General features: G+C 71.7%; 16 protein-coding genes and 1 pseudogene. 6 read left to right on the forward strand and 11 right to left on the reverse strand.

The features are described from left to right. A partial coding sequence (locus HF519_RS24570; protein WP_169415367.1) for an acyl-CoA dehydrogenase family protein occupies positions 1 to 986 on the forward strand: 986 nt, incomplete at its 5' end. Between the two features lie 22 nt (positions 987 to 1,008). Here HF519_RS24570 and HF519_RS24575 read toward each other — a convergent pair. Genes HF519_RS24575 through HF519_RS24585 form a run of 3 tightly spaced genes read right to left on the reverse strand, consistent with a single transcriptional unit; the run spans position 1,009 to position 3,798 of the window. After that, complete coding sequence (locus tag HF519_RS24575) at positions 1,009 to 2,148, reverse strand: acyl-CoA dehydrogenase family protein (protein ID WP_169415368.1); 1,140 nt, start codon at positions 2,146 to 2,148, stop codon at positions 1,009 to 1,011. Between the two features lie 60 nt (positions 2,149 to 2,208). After that, a complete protein-coding gene (locus HF519_RS24580) occupies positions 2,209 to 2,967 on the reverse strand; it encodes an SDR family NAD(P)-dependent oxidoreductase (RefSeq protein WP_169415369.1) in 759 nt (252 codons plus the stop codon). A gap of 36 nt (positions 2,968 to 3,003) precedes the next feature. Beyond that, on the reverse strand, positions 3,004 to 3,798 hold the full coding sequence (locus HF519_RS24585; RefSeq protein ID WP_246245096.1) for a FadR/GntR family transcriptional regulator: 795 nt from the start codon (positions 3,796 to 3,798) through the stop codon (positions 3,004 to 3,006). A gap of 306 nt (positions 3,799 to 4,104) precedes the next feature. On the opposite strand from HF519_RS24585, the gene HF519_RS24590 reads away from it, so the two are divergent. Further along, positions 4,105 to 4,389 carry a hypothetical protein gene (locus HF519_RS24590; protein ID WP_169415370.1) on the forward strand — a complete coding sequence of 95 codons (285 nt, stop codon included), beginning with the start codon at positions 4,105 to 4,107 and terminating at the stop codon, positions 4,387 to 4,389. Between the two features lie 49 nt (positions 4,390 to 4,438). Here HF519_RS24590 and HF519_RS24595 read toward each other — a convergent pair whose 3' ends face one another. The 3 genes from HF519_RS24595 to HF519_RS24605 form a co-directional block, all read right to left on the reverse strand. Then, complete coding sequence (locus tag HF519_RS24595; RefSeq protein ID WP_169415371.1) at positions 4,439 to 5,833, reverse strand: FAD-dependent oxidoreductase; 1,395 nt, start codon at positions 5,831 to 5,833, stop codon at positions 4,439 to 4,441. A gap of 159 nt (positions 5,834 to 5,992) precedes the next feature. Further along, positions 5,993 to 6,901 carry a PaaI family thioesterase gene (locus HF519_RS24600; protein WP_169415372.1) on the reverse strand — a complete coding sequence of 303 codons (909 nt, stop codon included), beginning with the start codon at positions 6,899 to 6,901 and terminating at the stop codon, positions 5,993 to 5,995. An 86-nt stretch (positions 6,902 to 6,987) separates the two neighbouring features. Next, positions 6,988 to 7,980, reverse strand: a complete 993-nt coding sequence (locus HF519_RS24605) for a helix-turn-helix domain-containing protein (protein WP_169415373.1) — start codon at positions 7,978 to 7,980, stop codon at positions 6,988 to 6,990. Between the two features lie 85 nt (positions 7,981 to 8,065). Between HF519_RS24605 and HF519_RS24610 the strand changes: the two genes are divergently transcribed. Continuing rightward, positions 8,066 to 8,284, forward strand: coding sequence for a hypothetical protein (locus HF519_RS24610; protein ID WP_169415374.1), 219 nt, complete (start codon positions 8,066 to 8,068; stop codon positions 8,282 to 8,284). Positions 8,285 to 8,452: 168 nt separating this feature from the next. Here the strand turns inward: HF519_RS24610 and HF519_RS24615 are convergent, their stop codons facing one another. The 5 genes from HF519_RS24615 to HF519_RS24635 form a co-directional block, all read right to left on the reverse strand. Continuing rightward, positions 8,453 to 9,820, reverse strand: coding sequence for an NtaA/DmoA family FMN-dependent monooxygenase (locus tag HF519_RS24615; RefSeq protein WP_169415375.1), 1,368 nt, complete (start codon positions 9,818 to 9,820; stop codon positions 8,453 to 8,455). Further along, positions 9,817 to 10,980 carry an LLM class flavin-dependent oxidoreductase gene (locus tag HF519_RS24620; RefSeq protein ID WP_169415376.1) on the reverse strand — a complete coding sequence of 388 codons (1,164 nt, stop codon included), beginning with the start codon at positions 10,978 to 10,980 and terminating at the stop codon, positions 9,817 to 9,819. The genes HF519_RS24615 and HF519_RS24620 overlap by 4 nt, the downstream gene beginning before the upstream one ends. Positions 10,981 to 11,484: 504 nt before the next feature. Then, positions 11,485 to 11,910, reverse strand: a complete 426-nt coding sequence (locus HF519_RS24625; protein WP_169415377.1) for a histone-like nucleoid-structuring protein Lsr2 — start codon at positions 11,908 to 11,910, stop codon at positions 11,485 to 11,487. 705 nt (positions 11,911 to 12,615) lie between these two features. Next, on the reverse strand, positions 12,616 to 13,083 hold the full coding sequence (locus HF519_RS24630; protein WP_169415378.1) for a nuclear transport factor 2 family protein: 468 nt from the start codon (positions 13,081 to 13,083) through the stop codon (positions 12,616 to 12,618). Between the two features lie 364 nt (positions 13,084 to 13,447). Further along, a complete protein-coding gene (locus HF519_RS24635) occupies positions 13,448 to 15,328 on the reverse strand; it encodes an ABC transporter ATP-binding protein (RefSeq protein WP_211170527.1) in 1,881 nt (626 codons plus the stop codon). A 79-nt stretch (positions 15,329 to 15,407) separates the two neighbouring features. On the opposite strand from HF519_RS24635, the gene HF519_RS24640 reads away from it, so the two are divergent. From HF519_RS24640 to HF519_RS24650, 3 genes and pseudogenes are all read left to right on the forward strand, one after another. Next, positions 15,408 to 15,824 carry a MarR family winged helix-turn-helix transcriptional regulator gene (locus HF519_RS24640; protein WP_169415379.1) on the forward strand — a complete coding sequence of 139 codons (417 nt, stop codon included), beginning with the start codon at positions 15,408 to 15,410 and terminating at the stop codon, positions 15,822 to 15,824. Between the two features lie 18 nt (positions 15,825 to 15,842). Beyond that, on the forward strand, positions 15,843 to 16,082 hold the full coding sequence (locus HF519_RS24645; RefSeq protein ID WP_169415380.1) for a hypothetical protein: 240 nt from the start codon (positions 15,843 to 15,845) through the stop codon (positions 16,080 to 16,082). A 997-nt stretch (positions 16,083 to 17,079) separates the two neighbouring features. Continuing rightward, positions 17,080 to 17,574: pseudogene (locus tag HF519_RS24650) on the forward strand (DUF1611 domain-containing protein); the annotation flags it as partial.

Here is a 17,574-nt window from a genome sequence, read left to right on the forward strand (position 1 = left end):
AACTCGCCCGGGCGGGGGTGCCGGCGGGCGGGCACAACGACACCTTCGGCATCAAGATGGTCGGCAACACCCTGCTGGTGTGGGGTTCCGAGGAGCAGAAGCGCCACCACCTGCCGCGGATCCTGTCCGGCGAGGACCGCTGGTGCCAGGGCTACTCCGAGCCGGGCGCCGGCTCGGACCTGGCGGGGCTGTCCACCCGCGCCGTCATCGACGGCGACGACTGGGTGATCAACGGCCAGAAGGTGTGGACCTCACAGGCACAGCGGGCGAACTGGATCTTCGTGCTGGCCCGGACCGATCCCGCCGCGCCCAAGCACCGCGGCATCTCGTTCCTGCTCGTGCCGATGGACCAGCCCGGTCTGCAGGTCCGTCCGATCCGCTCGGCGACCGGCGAGAGCGAGTTCAACGAGGTCTTCCTCGACGACGTGCGGACCTCGCTGCACAACGTGGTCGGGCCCGTGAACAGCGGCTGGAAGGTCGCCCAGACCCTGCTCGGCTACGAGCGTGGCGAGGAGGCGGCCACGAATCCGATCCTGTTCCGCGCCGAGTTCGACCGGCTCGTCGAACTGGCCCGGGACCAGGGCCTCGAGGGCGACCCGGTGGTCCGCCAGCGGCTCGCGCAGGCCTTCGTCGAGGTCGAGATCATGCGCTTCCTGGGCTACCGGGTGCTCACCGGCTGGCTCGCGGGCCGGGGGCCGGGCCCCGAATCGTCGATCTCCAAGCTGTACTGGAGCGAGTACCACCGCCGCGCCACCGACCTGGCCCTCGACCTGGCCGGGATGCGCGCTCAGGTGATCACCGGACGAGCACCGCTGCGCGGGTTCCGGACCGACGATCCCGGCGCGCGCAACACGACCGGTTCCTGGATCGGCAGCTACCTCAACGCCCGCGCCGGGACGATCTACGCCGGCACCTCGGAGGTGCAGCGCAACATCATCGCCGAAACGGTCCTGGGCCTACCCCGGGAACCGCGCCCCGCACCGTAGGCCGCCTGGGCCGCAGGGGCCGTCAGATGCCCACCAGGGTCGCGAGCCGCTCGCGGTGGAACGCGGGCGAGCCCAGCAGCGTCTCGGAGCTCTTGGCGCGCTTGAGGTACAGGTGCGCGGGGTGTTCCCAGGTGAACCCGATGCCGCCGTGGATCTGCACGTTCTCGCCGGCGCAGAACGTGTAGGCCTCCGAGCAGTAGACCTTGGCCAGGCTCGCCGCGACCGGGAGCTCCGCGGTGCCGGAACCACCGGAGACGTCCGAGGCGGCGGCCCACAGCGCGTGGTACGCGGCGGAGCGGGCGGCCTCGAGCTGCAGCACCATGTCGGCGCACTTGTGCTTGATCGCCTGGAACGAGCCGATCGGGCGGCCGAACTGGTGGCGGTCCTTGGCGTACCGCACCGCCATGTCGAGCACCCGGCTCGCCCCGCCGACCTGCTCGGCGGCCAGCAGCACCGCGCCGACGCGCAGGGCCTGCTCCACCGCGGCCCAGCCGGCGCCGTCCTCGCCGATCAGTCGCGCAGGGGCGTCACGCAGCTCGATGCGGGCCTGCTTCCGGGTCTGGTCCAGGGTCGGCAGCGCGGTCCGGGTGACTCCGGGCGCGGCAGCGCAGACGTCCACCGCGAACACCCCGGTGCCGGCGCGCGAGCGGGCGACGACGAGCAGCAGCCCGGCGGTGTGCCCGTCGAGCACGTAGGTCTTGTCGCCCGACAGCCGCCAGCCACCGGCGCCGCGATCGGCGCGGGTGGTGACCGCCGGCTCGGTCCAGGAGCCGGAGTCCTCGTTCAGCGCGAGCGTGGCGACGGTCTCGCCGGCGGCGATGGCCGGTAGGTACTCCTTGCAGGCTCCCTCGTCCCCGCTCGCGAGCAGCGCCGTCGCCGCGAGCCCGATCGAGGACAGGAACGGCGCGCACAGCAACGCCCGGCCCATCTCCTCGAACGCCACGCCGAGCTCGAGCGGGCCGAACCCGGCGCCGCCGTAGAGCTCCGGGACGGCCAGACCCTGCAGGCCGATCTCGGTGGCCAGCCGGGCCCAGATCGCCGGGTCCCAGCCCCGCTCGTCCGCCATCAGCCGGCGCACCTCGCTCTCGGGCGCGTGGTCGTCGAGGAACGACCGCACCACGGCACCGAGCTCGATCTGCTCGGCGCTGAAGGTGAAGTCCATGCGGTGCCTCCGTGCACTCCGCCCGGCAGGGTCCGGGCGGTCGAGACCAACCGGCCGGGATCAGGCCATCGTCAGGCCGCCGGACACCGACAGCGTCTGCCCGGTGATGTAGCCCGCGCCCGGGGAGAGCAGGAACGCCACGGCCGGCGCGATGTCGCCCGGCTGCCCGATCCGGCGCATCGGGACGGCGCGCGCCAGACCGTCGTAGAGCTTCTGGCTGACCTCGGCGACCTGGCCGAGCAGCGCGGTGTCGGTGGGACCGGGGCACACGGCGTTGACGGTGATCTGGTCCTTGGCCACCTCCCGGGCCAGCGCCTTGGAGAAGGCGATCACCCCGCCCTTCGTCGCCGAGTAGACGACCTCGCCGGACGAGCCGACCCGGCCGGCGTCGGAGGCGACGTTGACGATGCGGCCCGCGGACCGGGAGATCATCCCGTCCAGCACGGCGCGGGTGAACTGGATGGTGCCCTTGAGGTTGACGTCGATGAGCCGGTCCCAGGTCTGCGGGTCGGAGTCGACGAACCGGCCGATGACGTCGATCCCGGCGTTGTTCACGATCCCCGTGATCGGGCCGAGCTCGGTCTCGACCGTGGCCACGGCGGCCGTCACGGCGGCGGGGTTCGCGACGTCGACCCCGACCCCGATCGCGCGCACCCCGTGCTTGGCGACGAGGCCGGCGGCCACCGTGGTGGCCCGCTCCTCGTCGAGGTCGGCCACCGCGACGTCGGCGCCCTGGGCGGCCACCTCGGTGCAGATCGCCTCCCCGATCCCCCGGCCACCACCGGTCACGATCACGACCGAGCCACTCAGCTGCGACATACGACGATCTACTCCCTCTCCGGAGACGACGGGCGGCTAGCCCAGCAGGTCGAGCACGGTCTTGACGTCGGCGCGCAGCAGGTAGTCGCGCGCCTCGGTCAGGTGTTTGCGCCACAGCTGCTCGGCGCCGGCCGCGTCCTTCGCCTCGATGAGGTCGACGACGCGGCGGTGCGCGGCGAGACCCTTGCGGCTGGCCCGGTCGAAAGCCGGGGCGGCGCGGTCGGACTCGACGTGCGAGAGGGTGGCCAGGTCGATGAGGTGCTCGAGCATGCCCACGAGCACCGTGAGCGTCTGGTTGCCGGTGAGTTCGGTGAGCAGGTGGTGGAAGGTCGTGTGCGCCCGGACCGAGCGCGCCGAATCCTCGATCACGGCCTCGTGCTCGGCGAGAGCCGCGCGCAGCCGATCCAGGTCGGCGGCGCTGCGCCGACCGGCGAGCAGGGCGACGCTCGGCGGCTCGATGACGATCCGGGCCTCGTAGACGTCCTCCAGGGTGGTGCCCCGGTGCTCGAGGACGAGACCGGCGTAGCGGGCGGCGACGTCGGCGTCGGGCAGTTGCACGCGGGCCCCGCCGTGCGCGCCGCGGCGCACGCTGATCAACGACTCCGACTCGAGTACCCGGAACGCCTCGCGCAGCGTCGGCCGGGACACCTGGAACTGCTCCATCAGCGCGGCCTCCGACGGGAGCGCCTCGCCCTCGGTCAGCTCACCCCGGACGATCTGCCGGCGCAGGTGACCGGCGACCAGTTCGGCCATCTTCGGTACACGCATCTGCCGGCCGACCGGGGTGGACGGCGCAGCCGTCGACCTGACCTCACTGGGCTCTGCAGCCATCGAGCGCCCTTCCTGCGATCGCGCGCCGCCACGACGACCCGTCGGTGAAACAGGCGAAGAAATTCAACCGTTGCATCGTAGTCGTGGTCCGTTCCCGCGTGCCCGCCCCGGCTACCGCCGGGTAGCCGGTGTTGGTAATGTCTCCGCCGTGCGCATCGTCGAGCCCCTCGCTCCGCGCGCCGAGGTAGTAGCCTCGCGCGTCGGCTGAGCCAGGCTGCCCGCGCGCATTCCCCCGCCGCTCCGTGCGGCTCCTCCCGCCGAGACCTGGCTCGGGTTCCCTCCCCCGCGGACCCCTGGAGCCTGATCATGAGCCTGACCGCCGACGCCACCCACGGCACGTTCTCCGACATCGCCTCGCGGATCCACCGCCGGCACACGGTCGTCACCTCGGGCGGCATGGACGGCGTCCTGCGGGTCGCGGCCCTGCTGCAGAGCAGCGGCTACCACGTCCGCGACTTCTCCGCCGACGTGCGCGAGGGCGTCATCTACAGCTCACTGAGCTGCACCATCTCGATGACGGCGAGCGAGGCGCAGGCCTTCGCCGACCGCGTGCTCTCGATCTCCTCCGTGGTCTCGGTCGACCCCTGCTGAACCTCGCGTCCGGTGCGGTCGACCCGGGGTCCGGGCACGCCGGAGCAGGTCAGCGCACCGGCGCCTCGGCGCGGCACGCCGCCAGCATCGCCGCCAGCTCGGCGACCTTGACCCGGTCGGCCCCGCGCGCCGAGCCGAGCCGCATCTCCTCGGCGTCCAGCCGCAGCCAGTCGGACCAGTCGACCGGCCGCACGCCGTGCTCGGCCAGCGCCTCCAGAAGTGACTCCCGGTCGGGGTGCGCCGGTGCCGGCAGCCCCGGGAGGTCCTCGAGGAGCGCGGCGACGGTCTCCGCCGCGTCGGCCTTGTTCGTGCCGATCACACCGGTCGGGCCGCGCTTGATCCAGCCGGTGACGTAGGCGCCGGGCACCGGCACACCGTCACGCACGACCCGGCCGCCGACGTTGGGCACGGTGCCGGAGCGCTCGTCGAAGGGCAGCCCGGGGACGGGCTCCGCGGAGTATCCGATCGCGCGGACGACCAGGCCGACGTCGAGGATCTCCTCCTCGCCGGTACCGGCCACCCGCCCGTCGGCGTCGATCCGGTTGCGTTCGACGACGACGCCGGACACCCGCCCGTTCTCCCCCAGCAGCCGGACGGGGCTGCGCAGGAAACGCAGGTGGATGCGCCGCGGCTTGGTCCCGCCCTCGGAACCCCCGCCGGCCGCCCACCCGGTGAGCATCTCGAGGTTCTGCCGCTGCCGGCGGTCGCCGTGGGGGTCCTCGACGCCCGAGGCGAGGAGCCCGTCGTCGTGCACCACGACCTCGGCGTTGGCGAGCTCGCCGATCTGGCGCAGCTCCGCCGGGGTGAACCGGACGTGCTGCGGCCCACGCCGGATGAGCACGTGCACGTCGAGCACCCGGCTGTGCGTCAGCGCGTCCAGCACCCGGTCCGGGACATCGGTCGCGGCCATCTCGGCGTGGCTCTTCGCCAGCACCCGGGCCACGTCCAGCGCGACGTTGCCCGCGCCGACGACGGCCACGCCGGGGTGGTCGAGCGGCGGGTCGAGCTCGGTGAAATCGGGGTGCCCGCAGTACCAGCTCACGAACGCGCCGGATCCGAGGCTGCCGGCCAGTTCCTCGCCGGGGATGCCCAGGTCCCGGTCCACCGAGCTGCCGGTGGCGTGCACGACGGCGGTGTAGTGCTCGCGCAGCACCTCGAGCGGGACCCCGGGCGACCCGGCCCCGTCACGGGCCACCGGCACGTTGCCCAGGAAGTGCACCTCGGCCGGATCGAAGGGCTTCTGCAGCACCCGGATCACGGACTTCATCTTCACGTGGTCCGGGGCCACGCCGTAGCGGACCAGACCGTAGGGCGCGGGCAGGCGGTCGAGCACGTCGACGCTGATACCGGCGTCGTCGTAACCGGAAGCGAGCAGGGACGCGGCGGCGTAGAGCCCGGAAGGACCGGCCCCGATCACCGCCACACGTGGCTGAAGGGGCGTCATTCGATCTCCTTGCGGCGCCGGTCCGTGGTGGTGGTGGAGCGCGTCAGATCTCTACGCCCCGATTATGGCCCCGCGGGAGAACGGTCCGAAACAGCCAGATCATTACGCCGTTCGTGATCCCGCTCGTGATCGCGCACGGGCGTGCGGCCGGCCGGGGCGTCACGGGGCGAGCAGCACGCCCGTCCCGGCGGCCAGCGCCACCGGCTTCCCGTCGGAGCGCGACACCGTCGTGCGGACGGTCCAGAAGCGGCGCCCCCGCCGCACGAACTCCGACCGGCACACCAGCTCACCGGCGTCGAGCGGCACCGGGCGCAGGTAGTCGACGGTGCACGAGACCCGGCGCACCGCCACCCCGTGAGCGGCCTGGAACCGGTCCTGCGCCACATGCGCGAAGCCCATCAGCACCCCACCGTGCACCTTCCCGCGCAGGTTCGACATCGACCCGCGGACGGTCATGCGCAGCTCCGCGGGATCGCCATCCGGATCAGCACCGGCCAGCGCGGCGAGGCCGACCGGGTCGAACGCCTCCCCGCCGCCGGGGGCAGCGGCGTCGCCCAGCGCCGGAACGCCCTCGCGCAGCGGGTCGACGGCCATCGTGCCCACGGCGTGCGCGACGAGGACACCGGTGTCGTCGGTGAGCACGGCACGGCCCGCCCCCGTGCGGGTGTCGGAGTGGACGACCGACCCGTCCACGATCAGCGTCCGCGCCCCGGCGCCCACCGGCCCGACGTGGTCCAGCCGCAGTTCGACGGTCGGACCGCCCCGAGAGCCCGGGACGCTGCTGTGCACGCTCATCCCGATCGCACAGTCCGCCGTCGTGGTCAGCACGGCGGCGTTGACGGTGCCGTCGGCCCCGACGAGATCGGGCCGCAGCGGGACCTCCAGCCGGACCCGTCCCGGGGACAGCGCGGTCGCCGCGGTGCCCACCCCACGCTCGACGGGGGCGACGGCCAGCCGCTCGCGCAGCGCGGTCAGGGCAGCCGGCCGGGACCCGTCGGACGGATGGGCGGGCGATCCGTCGGCGGCGGCCCTGCCCATCGGGGTGCGCACAGCCCTGTCCTGCTCCATCCGGTCATCCTCGGCCACGCCGGCCCCCGACCGGACCGGCGGCGACGTGGGATCGGTCACGTGCTCCGGTCGACGAGCACGCCGGCTCAGGCTCCGGCGGCGTCGAGCCGGGCGGCCCCGGCACCGGGCCCACAGGTGCGGAAGGTCCGGCGGTAGTCGATGGGGGCGACGCCGACCAGGTGCCGGAAGTGGTGGCGCAGCAGCGCCGCACCCCCGAAACCGCAGCGCTCGGCGACCGCGTCGACGCTCAGCTCGGTGTCCTCCAGCAACCGCTGTGCGTACAGCACCCGCTGCAGGGTGAGCCAGCGGTGCGGCGTCGTCCCGGTCTCGGCGACGAACCGCCGCGCGAAGCTGCGCTGCGACATCCGCGCCCGCCGCGCCAGACCGGCCACCGTGTGCTCGACCGCGAGGTGCTCGAGCATCCAGTCCAGCACCGGGGCCAGCGAGTCGGTCGACCTCGGCGGGACCGGCTGGGCGACGAACTGGCGCTGCCCGCCCTCGCGCTGCGGCGGCACCACCATGCGCCGGGCGATCACGTTGACCACGGTGCTGCCGAGCTCGCGGCGCACCAGGTGCAGGCAGGCATCGATCCCGGCGGCGGTGCCGGCGCTCGTGATGATGTTGCCGTCGTCGACGAACAGCACGTCGGGGTCCACCTCGGCGAGCGGGTAGCGCTCCCGCAGTTCGTCGACACTCTTCCAGTGCGCGGTGCACCGGCGGCCGTCCAGCAGCCCGGCCGCGCCGAGCACGAAAACCCCGGAACACACCGTGAGCAGGGTGGCCCCGGCGGCCGCGGCCGCGCGCAACGCTTCGAGGGCCGGCTCCGGGAACTCGCGCAACCGGGTGGCGGGAACGGCCACGAGGTCGGCGCCCTGCAGTCCCCCGAGCCCGTGCTCGGGGACGATCTGCACCCCGCCGCTGGTGCTGAGCGGTTCACCCGCTCCCCGCTGTCCACAGACCCGGAAGTCGAACTTCGCGATCCCGTCGTCGGTGCGGTCGAGGCCGAACACCTCGCACAGCACCCCGAACTCGAAGACCGACAGCTCGTCGAAGGCGAGCACGGCGACGCTGGACAGCATGCCCTCAGCGTAGTGGCAGGATCTTTGCGAAGCATGACTTCCAGCCGCCTGTTGGCAGGAACTCGATGAGCGAAGACTTCCTGCCATGACCGCATCGATCCTCGTCCTCACGCTGATCGCCGTCCTGGCGTTCATCGCCGTACGCGCCCACCGCTCCGGCCGCCGTCGCTTCCGGCCGGAGCAGTTCCGGCCCGCCGCACCGTTCGCCGGGCTCCTGCCCACCGACCGCGACCGGGAGCGGCAGGTCGCCGAACTGCGGGCGCTGCACGACGCCCGGGCCGACGTCCACCTCTCGCTGCGCTGAGGCCCGATCGACCGTCGGCACGGCCCGCGAGTCGGGCTCTCCACGCCCGCGAGTCGGGGTGATCAGACGCGCGAGTCGGGGTCCAGGGGAGCGTGAGTCGGGCTCTCTACGTGCGGCGGGTAGGGGTCGTTCGCAGGAGCGCGAGCCGGCCGGTGGGCCCTCGCGGGGTCAGGAGGCCCTGGCGGTGGGGCTCGGTACGTGAGCGGAGGTCGGGCGGGCCAGACCGAGGTGGTCGCGCAGCGTCGTCCCGGTGTAGGCGGTGCGGTAGGCGCCGCGGTCCTGCAGTTCCGGGATCACCGTCTCGACGAACTCGTCGAGCCCGCCCGGTACCAGGTGCGGGATGAGGATGAACCCGTCACTGGCGTCGGCCTGCACCGCCTCGTCGATCTGCGCCGCGACCTGCTTCGCCGTCCCGACGAACGACTGGCGCGCGGTCGTCTCGATGATCAGCTCACGGATCGACAGGCCGCCCTTGGCCTCGGCCAGCTCGCGCCACTGCTTCGCGACGGCCAGCGTGTCCTTCTCGTGCCGCACCCGGCCGCGGGTGATCGACACGCCTTCGGGGTCCGGGTCGACGTCGGGCAGCGGCCCGTCCGGGTCGTAGGCCGAGAGATCGCGGCCCCACACCTGCTCCAGGAACGCGATCGCGGTCTGCGGGCCCACCTGCTGGCGCCGCACATGCTCCGCGCGTTCGGCCGCGTCCGCTTCGGTGTCGCCCAGGATGAACGTGGCGGCAGGCAGGATCGTCAGATCCCGGTCGGTCCGGCCGTAGCGCGGGAGCCGGTCCTTCACGTCCCGGTAGAAAGCCTGCCCGGCCTCGATCGTGCTGTGCCGGGAGAAGATCGCGTCGGCGGTCGCGGCCCCGAACTCGCGGCCCTGGTCGGAATCGCCGGACTGGATCAGCACCGGATGCCCCTGGGGGCTGCGCGGGACACCGAACCGGCCGCGGAAGGAGAACTGCTCCCCGCGGTGCTCGACGACCGGAACGTCGCGGGCGAAGACCCCGCGCCCGCGGTCGTCGACGATCGCGTCGTCGGCCCAGCTCAGCCACAGTTCCTTCGCCGCGGCGAGGATCTCCCCCGCCCGCTCGTAACGTTCCTCCGGCCGGAGGAACCCGCCGCGGCGGAAGTTCTCGCCGGTGAACGCGTCCGAGCTGGTCACCAGGTTCCACGCCGCACGCCCGCCGGAGAGGTGGTCGAGCGAGGCGAACTGGCGAGCCAGCTCGTAGGGCTCGTTGAACGTCGTGTTGATCGTCCCGCCGAGCCCCAGGTGCGTGGTCACCGCGGCGAGCGCGCCCAGCACGGTGAAGGTGTCCGGCCGCCCGACGACGTCGAGGTCGTGGATCTGTCCGCGGTGCTCGCGCAACCGCAGCCCCTCGGCGAGGAACAGGAAGTCGAACAGCCCGCGCTCGGCCGTCCGGGCGAAATGGACGAAGGAGGAGAAGTCCGTCTGGCTCCCCGACTGCGGGTCGCTCCACACGGTGGTGTTGTTGACGCCCGGGAAGTGTGCCGCGAGATGGACCTGCTTCTTGCTCATGCGCTCGCTCCCTGCGCGTAGGGGTTCGCCGGCCGCGCCAGCCCGAAACGCCCGCGCAGCGTGGCGCCCTCGTCGTAACCGGCGCGGAACAGGCCGCGTTCGGTCAGCAGCGGCACCACCCCGTCGGCGATGGCCGCGAGCCCGCCGGGCAGCGCGAGCGGGACGGCGGTGAAGCCGTCGGCCGCGCCGGCGGCGTACGCGTCGGCGAGGGTGTCGGCGAGTTCGGCGGGAGTGCCGATTACCCGCAGGGTCGACGGCGGGAGCTCGCCGGCCCAGCCGTCCAGCTCGGCGAGGTCGCGCCGGGCCGCGTCGGCGTTGTCGGAGAGCAGTACCTCGACGTCGAGCAGCACCGCCACGACGTCGGGATCGCGGCCGGCGTCGGCGACGGCCGCCCGGACGCGGCGACGGGCCCCGGCCGCAGCGGCCACCGACGGTGCGACGATCCGCACCACGTCGGCCCACCGCGCCCCGACGGCGAGGGCCTCCGGCTCGTCGCCCCGCAACACGATCAGCGGGTGCGCCTGCGGCGACCGCGGAGTGATCGACGGGCCCTTCACGGAGAAGAACTCGCCGGAGAAGTCGATGTAGTGCAGCTTGTCGCGGTCGATGAACCGGCCGGTCGCGACGTCGCGGATCTCGGCGTCGTCCTCCCAGGAGTCCCAGAGCCGGACGACGACCTCGATCGCCTCGGCGGCCTCGCGCCAGAGGACGGTAGGCGCAGCGCTGTTCTTGCGGCCGAACAGGTCGGCCTCCGCCTGGGTCCGCGACACCGCCGGCTCCCAGCCCGCCCGGCCGGACGACACGAAATCCAGCGTCGCGATCGCCTTGGACAGGTGGAACGGCTCGGTGTGGGTCACCGTCGCGGTCGGGACGAGCCCGATGCCCGGCACGACCGGGGCCACCCGGGCCGCCACCGCCACGGCGTCGAGCGACCCGCGCAGTGCCGACGGGTCGGCCCCGGGCGGGCCGAAGGAATCGCTCACCGCGAGGAAGTCGAGGTGCCCGCGCGCAGCGGTCTCGGCCAGACCGATGTGGTAGCCGGCCTCGAACACCCCGGCACCGGGAGCCTCCGGGCGCCGCCAGGCCCCGGGGTGCAGGCCGGCGCCCGACACCTCCACGGCCAGGTGCAGCGGTCGCTGCCGGATCGATCGGTCGCTCATCGCTCCCCCGCTCCGGGTTCGTCCACCTCTCCCTCTGCGAAACATCGTGCTGGCGCCGCGCCATTCCCGCAGCGCGGCATCCGGAGGCGGCCGTATCCGTCGGAGCCGGCCGGTGTTCCTCGGCCCTCGTGGCAGCCCGCACGCCGTCCGTGGCCGCGAACGGCACACTCACGCACCGAGGTGAACCGTGATGGCGTCTAGCGCATCGACCTACGACTTGCAGTACCGCCTGGTCAGCGCGTGCTTGTGACAGAGCGTTCCCCGCTTGTGGGCGACGCTCTTCACCCTCCAGTGCCGGAAACGGCCCGTAGCGTTTCCAACATGGTTGTCGACCTGATCGAGCAAGTGGCCGCCCTCGTACAGACCCTCCTGGTGGGCTGAACGCAGGCGGCCTCCCTCCGAACGGAGCCCCGGCCCCTCTTCCAGCCAGGAGGCCGGGGCTCCCCCATGTCAGCAGTTGCGCGGCACGGGGGTGGTGCCCTGGCCCCACCGCCCGCCCGGCGGTCAGCTCGCTTCCTGCTCCGGGTTGAAGGGGTCGGCGATCTTCAGCACCGGCTTGCGCTTCTTGGGGGCCTCGGCGACGGGCTCCGCAGCGGCGTCACGCTCCTCGAACGCCCGAACCACGGCGTTGGGAATGCGGCCGCGCCCGGAGACCTTGTGGCCGTTCTGGCGGGCCCACTCCCTGACGGCGGCAGACTGATCACGATCGGCCACGGGGCGGCGCGAGCGAGGAGCGGCGGAACGGCGCCGGCCGCCGCTGCTCCGTCGCGCTGCGGCGACGAAGGGGGCGAGGGCCTCGCGGAGCTGGGCAGCGTTGGCGTCCGACAGGTCCATCTCGTACTGCTGTCCGTCGAGGCCGAACGAAACCGTGTCCGACGCCTCGGACCCGTCGAGGTCGTCGACAAGAACCACACGCACGTGCTGCGCCACAGGGCACTTCCATCCAGTAGGGCTTGACAGGGGACGTCGACAATTCTCCGGCTCCCGAAGGAAGTGTCAAGCCGCGTTGCTGTGATGTGGATACGACTTACCACCAAGACGCCGGCCGTTTACGCGCGGGGATGCTTTATAGGTCGTATCGGCAGGCACCCCGCCCCGGTAATGCCGGAATTGACGCATCGACTCTCGGTACGCCCCGCGCGCCCCATTACCCGCAACCGTTCGCACACCCTCGGCCGGTCCACCGGGCAGGCCCGCGCAGCCCCCGAACGGCTGACCTGCTTCGACGTACCGGCCCCGGCTCGATCACGAAGCCGTCCCCGGTCCCAGATCCCGGGCCGGCCGGGGAGCCCGGGCCTCATCGTGTTCCCGCTCCTGCGGGGAACCGCCGCGCACCGATCGGACAATCACGTGGCCGTCCCATTGCGCCGGTCCGGCGGTCCGTGGATCTGCGGGCGCCCGGGCATGTGACCGGGATCCCGATGTCCCGGCGCCGCACTTTGGGCCTGTTCTGCGTGGCCTTTGCACCGGAAAGGACGAGCCGGTCGCTTCTCCGGCGATGCGGTGCTCTGTTGTGTCGACGCTACGGCAGGTATCTCGACGCCAGCGACGGACACCGAGACGTCCGTTCTCGGAGCGGTGGCGGTACGACCGCGCCCGGCGAGTGGTTGCGGCGGCTCGGAGCCCGGCCGGAACTCACCGCGTGAGGTCCGGCTCCGGGTGCGCCCTGCTGTGTTCGGCCGCCGCGGTCGAGTAGCCGCGCTCGCCGTAGGGGAAGCCGTCGAGTTCGGTCGTCGCCGGACGCTGCTGGTAGTAGGACCGGATCTCGCGGATCAGGCCGCCGGTGAAGGTGAACCACTCGGAGCCGCGGGTCGCGACCCGGTCACCCGACCCGTCCGGCCGCCAGAACATCGTCCACTCGATCACGGCCTCGTCCGCACCGGCCAGGCAGTGGTCGACGACCCAGCGGGCCTCGATCATCCGCGCCACCTTGCGCCAGTACCGCGCCAGGTGCTCTGCCCCCACCACCGGTGCGGAGCCGACGTTGGGGGCGAGGAAGTAGTGCACGACGTCGGGATGCAGCGTGGTGAGCATGAGGTCGACGTCGCCGGCGCTGCAGCCGTCGTAGTACCGGGTGATCACGGCGAGGGGGTCGGAGGCCATGGCGCCATCCTGGCGTGGCCGGAGCAGATGATCCACGATCGGCGCGACGCCCGGCGGCGACAACCCGTCGGCGACGTGGTCGCGGTGGACACGGTGGGACCACCCCCGCGAGCGCGAGGAGCAACCGGCCATCATGCCCGACCAGTTGGAACACCTTCGCCTTCGAGGGCGCCCAGATCTTCACCGAACAAGGCGCCCTGGCCCCCGACCTGGTCAGATCGCAGTCCCCGCCGCACAACCAACCCCCGGACGGGAGACCAAGATCCTCAGCTCGCTACCCCGTCACCACTGCACCAGGACTACCCGCGGGCACCGCGGTGAGCCCTGCCGGCCGTGCGGCCCACCCTGGGTGAGCGCCCACCGTTCATGCCGGGCGGGTCCGTGAGTCCCTGTGGCCAAGGCGGTGAAGCGCCGTCTCCGTGGCCGGCCCACCCGTCTGGCCATAGGCAGCCAGGCTGGCGTAGCGGCCGTGCCGAGCCACGAGGTCGTCGTGGGTGCCCGACTCGACGATCCGGCCGTGGTCGATCACGACGATCTGATCGGCCCCCCGCACCGTGGAGAGCCGGTGGGCGATGGTGATCGTCGTCCGGCCGCGGCTGAGCTCGTCGAGGGCATGCTGCACGGCACGTTCGGTTTCGGTGTCGAGTGCGCTGGTCGCCTCGTCGAGGACCAGTACCCGAGGGTCGCGCAGCAGGGTCCGCGCGATCGCGATGCGCTGCTTCTCCCCGCCGGAGAAGCGGTGGCCGCGGGAGCCGACGACCGTGTCGTAGCCGTCCGGCAGACCCGCGATCAGGTCGTGGATCTGCGCGGCCCGCGCCGCCGCCTCGATCTCGGCGTCCGTGGCGTCGGGCCGGGCGTAGCGCAGGTTCTCCCGGACGGTGCTGTGTAGCAGGTAGGTCTCCTGGCTGACGACGCCGACGATCCGCGCGAGGTCGGCCAGGCGCATGTCCCGCAGGTCGATGCCGTCGACGGTGATGCGCCCGGCGTCGGGATCGTGGAGCCGCGCGATCAGAGCGGCGAGCGTGCTCTTGCCCGAACCGGTCTCCCCCACCAGCGCGAGGGTGGAGCCCGCGGGCACGTCCAGGGTGATCCCGGCGACGGCGGCGGTGTGGCTGCCGGGATAGGCGAAGGTGACGTCCGCGGCGCGGACGTGTCCCTCGACCCGGGCCGGATCGATGTCCACAGGTGAGGCCGGGTCGTCGACCTCCACCAGCAGGTCGCGGTACTCGAAGATCCGTGCGAACAGTGCCAGCGAGCTGACCAGCGACACCCCGACGTCGAGCAGGCCCATGATCGGCCGGAACAGTCCCGCCTGCAGCGAGGTGAAGGCGACGAGTGTGCCGATCGTCATCGTCCCGGCGGTGAACGGCAGGCCGGCGCTGAGGTAGATGATCGCCGGGATCGCGGCGAAGATGACGGTGGTGGCGGCCATCCGCCACCGCCCGGCGAGCCTGGCGCGTAGCTCGAGATCGACCAGTCGCTGCGAAGAGGTGGTGAACCGCTCCACCAGTGCGGGCCCGGTGCCCATCGTCTTCGAGAGGTGCACCCCGCTGATCGAGAGCCCCTCCTCGATGACGACGTTCAGCTCGGCCAGTTCGCGCTGTCGGGCCGCGGTGAGCTCGCGCCGCATCCGCGCCACGCGACGGGCCAGCCAGATCGACGGCGGCAGCACCAGCAGCGAGATCAGCGTCAACTGCCAGCTCAGGGCGAGCATGGCGACCAGGGTCGCGACGACGGTGGTGAAATTCGAGGCGAGCGAGGTGGCCGTCGAGGTGACGACCGTCTGCATGCCGCCGATGTCGTTGGTGATTCGCGACTGCACCTCGCCCGTGCGGGTGCGGGTGAAGAAGGCGATCGACTGACGCTGCAGATGGGCGAAGACGTCCGTGCGCAGCCGGTGCATGACCTTCTGGCCGATGCTCGTCGAGATCCAGGTCTGGACCACGCCCATGGCCGCGGTCACGGCGGCGACGGCCACCATGCCGATGACCAGCCAGACCAGGAGGGTCAGGTTCTGGTGCGGCAGGGCGTTGTCGATGACAGCGCGCAGCAGGAACGGCGAGGCCATCGCGACGACGGACGACACGACGATGATGGCGGTGACCGTGGCGATGGACCAGCGGTGCGGAATGAACAGCCGCGCGACGCGGCGCAGGGAGACGTCATGTGCCTGCGCCTTTTCCGCAGCGGTGACAGTGTGCCGCCCGGCACGGCGCAGCTTGTCGGTCGAGATATCGGGTCCCAAGCTCGCCCCCCATTTCGTCGAGCTTGCTGAGGCAGCCTCAACATGAGGCAACAACGATACCTGTTGGTAGGATGATCCGGTGCGCGAGGAGCCCGAGGAGTCGCTCGCCGAGTCGTTCCGCGGAGTGGCGCGACAGTTGCGACACCAGACCCTGCGCGCGCTGGCACCGTGGGACATCACCCCGTCGCAGGCTCGCGCGCTCGGCGTCCTGACCCGACACGGGCCGATGCGGCTCGGCGCCCTCTCCGAGTACCTGCGCATCGTCCCGCGCTCCGCGACCGAGGTGGTCGACGCGTTGGAGAAGGGCCGCTTGGTCGAGCGACGGCCCGACCCCGACGACCGCCGCGCCACCCTCGTCGCACTCACCAGCCGCGGCGAGAAGGTGGCCGCCGGGATCCGCGCGGCGCGGGCCGCCGAGGCCGAGGAATTCTTCGACCGCCTCGACGAGGCCGATCGCACGTCCCTCGCCCGGATCCTGCGGATCCTACGGCACTGAGGGTCCCCCGTCGCCAGAATGCCCGATAACGCACTCGCGCACCCGGCGCGCTGTCTCTCGATCATCGCTGAGTCCCCCGGTGATCGAGCGGCTGGAACCCGGCTGTCCGGGCCGTGGGACGCGCGCGACGATCTGATGCGGGCGCCGCACCGGCTGTCGAAGCTGCTGCTGTGCTGGGGTCAGCTCTGGGAGGCAAGCGCAGGGACCGGGTCGCACGAGGCGTGGCAGCACACGCTGCGGTTCGACCTGGTGGGGTGAAGCCGGCCTTCGACGCGGCCTTCGAGGCCGTGATCATCGGGGCGGCCGTCACCAGCGCGGGTCGGGATCACCGAGACGATCCGGGGCAGCTGGTGGACATCCGGGCGGGTCGTCCGGCAAGGGCGCCAGTGCGTGATACCCCGCCCGAGTGGTCTGATGGATGACCAGGACGACGAGCAGAGCAAACATCCATTGGACCGCCGCCGCGCCGTACGGCCGTTACGAAGGATCGAGGCTGGAGGCCTGTTTCGGGCGCGGAACCGGCGATCAGCGACCTGGATGACCGAAGCCTGAACGTCACCGCTACGACTGGCCTCTCGCCCAACTCGGTAGACCCAGACCGAACAACTTGACGCAAGACAGGCCACTCGGCACGGAAGTTTGGTTCACGCTCCTTGCCGCTCGCATCCGAGGTCGAAAGCAGCGAATTTCGGGACGATCTCTTACCTAAATATGTCCTGTCTGCTACTTTCAGCTGTCCCTGACGCCACTGTGCGGGGCAATCCGTTCGGCGAGTCAGGTCCGACGCTCCGCCAACCAACGGGCGGTCGATGCCGGTGTACGCCCGCACAGCGAGAAATCACCGAATTCACATACGGCGGGTGAAAAAGCACGATTTTACATTTCAGCCAAGGGCTTGCACGTCGACCAGAGGCGGGCAAGTATGGGACGTCGTCAGGACCGGGGACCCTCCCGGTGCTGCCGCCCTACCGAGCAGCGCGTCGAGCACATGATCCGGGAGACCGGGCACGACACCGTCTCCGGAGCAGTTGGGACCGGCGACGAGATGATCCGCGATCTGGAGCATTGCCCCGATCCGGCGACAGTTGATGTAGCGGCGGATACGCCGAAATGCGCGATGTGTCGCCGGTCGCGGCAGTTCCGTTACATGTTTGGCGACTTCCGCATGGTGGCCCCTCGAAAGCTTCGTGGCAGCACAAAACGGCAAATGCGTGAGGGTAGAGATTTAGTCCGAGCACCTGCTGGAGGGGCAGCAATGCAACAGCTTTCGAAAATCAAGTGGAGTTATGTCACCCGCGGGGTGGTGGATCGCGGGGGGGTGGGACTGGCAAGTCTTGACCGTGAGCCACGCTTGGGGGACCTGGTGCTGACCAGGGTGGTGGAGTTGGGGGCTCATGACCATGTGGAGAACACGCATGGCCGGCGAGTTCGGTTGTATTCGGAGGATGTGGTGGCGGGAGCGTTCGGTAACCGGTATGCGACCGACTACTACGAGGGGTATCTGCCGACGGGGACCGAGGCACACCTGTTGACCGCGGGCGGTGTGGTCGGGCGGGTGGCTTCGGCGCACGCACGGCGCCGTGAGCCCACGGTGTTGGAGGTGCTCGGATTGTTGGCCGATCGGTCCGGTCGGCCGTTGTCGCTGGATGATTACGCGATGGCGCCGCCGGTGCCGGCGCAGCCGGAGCTGGGCACGTTCGTGGTGGTGGGTTCCTCGATGGGGGCGGGGAAGACCACGACGGCGTCGGCG

Origin of the sequence: Pseudonocardia bannensis (assembly GCF_012911875.1) — a bacterium.
GTDB classification, from domain to species: Bacteria; Actinomycetota; Actinomycetes; order Mycobacteriales; family Pseudonocardiaceae; genus Pseudonocardia; species Pseudonocardia bannensis.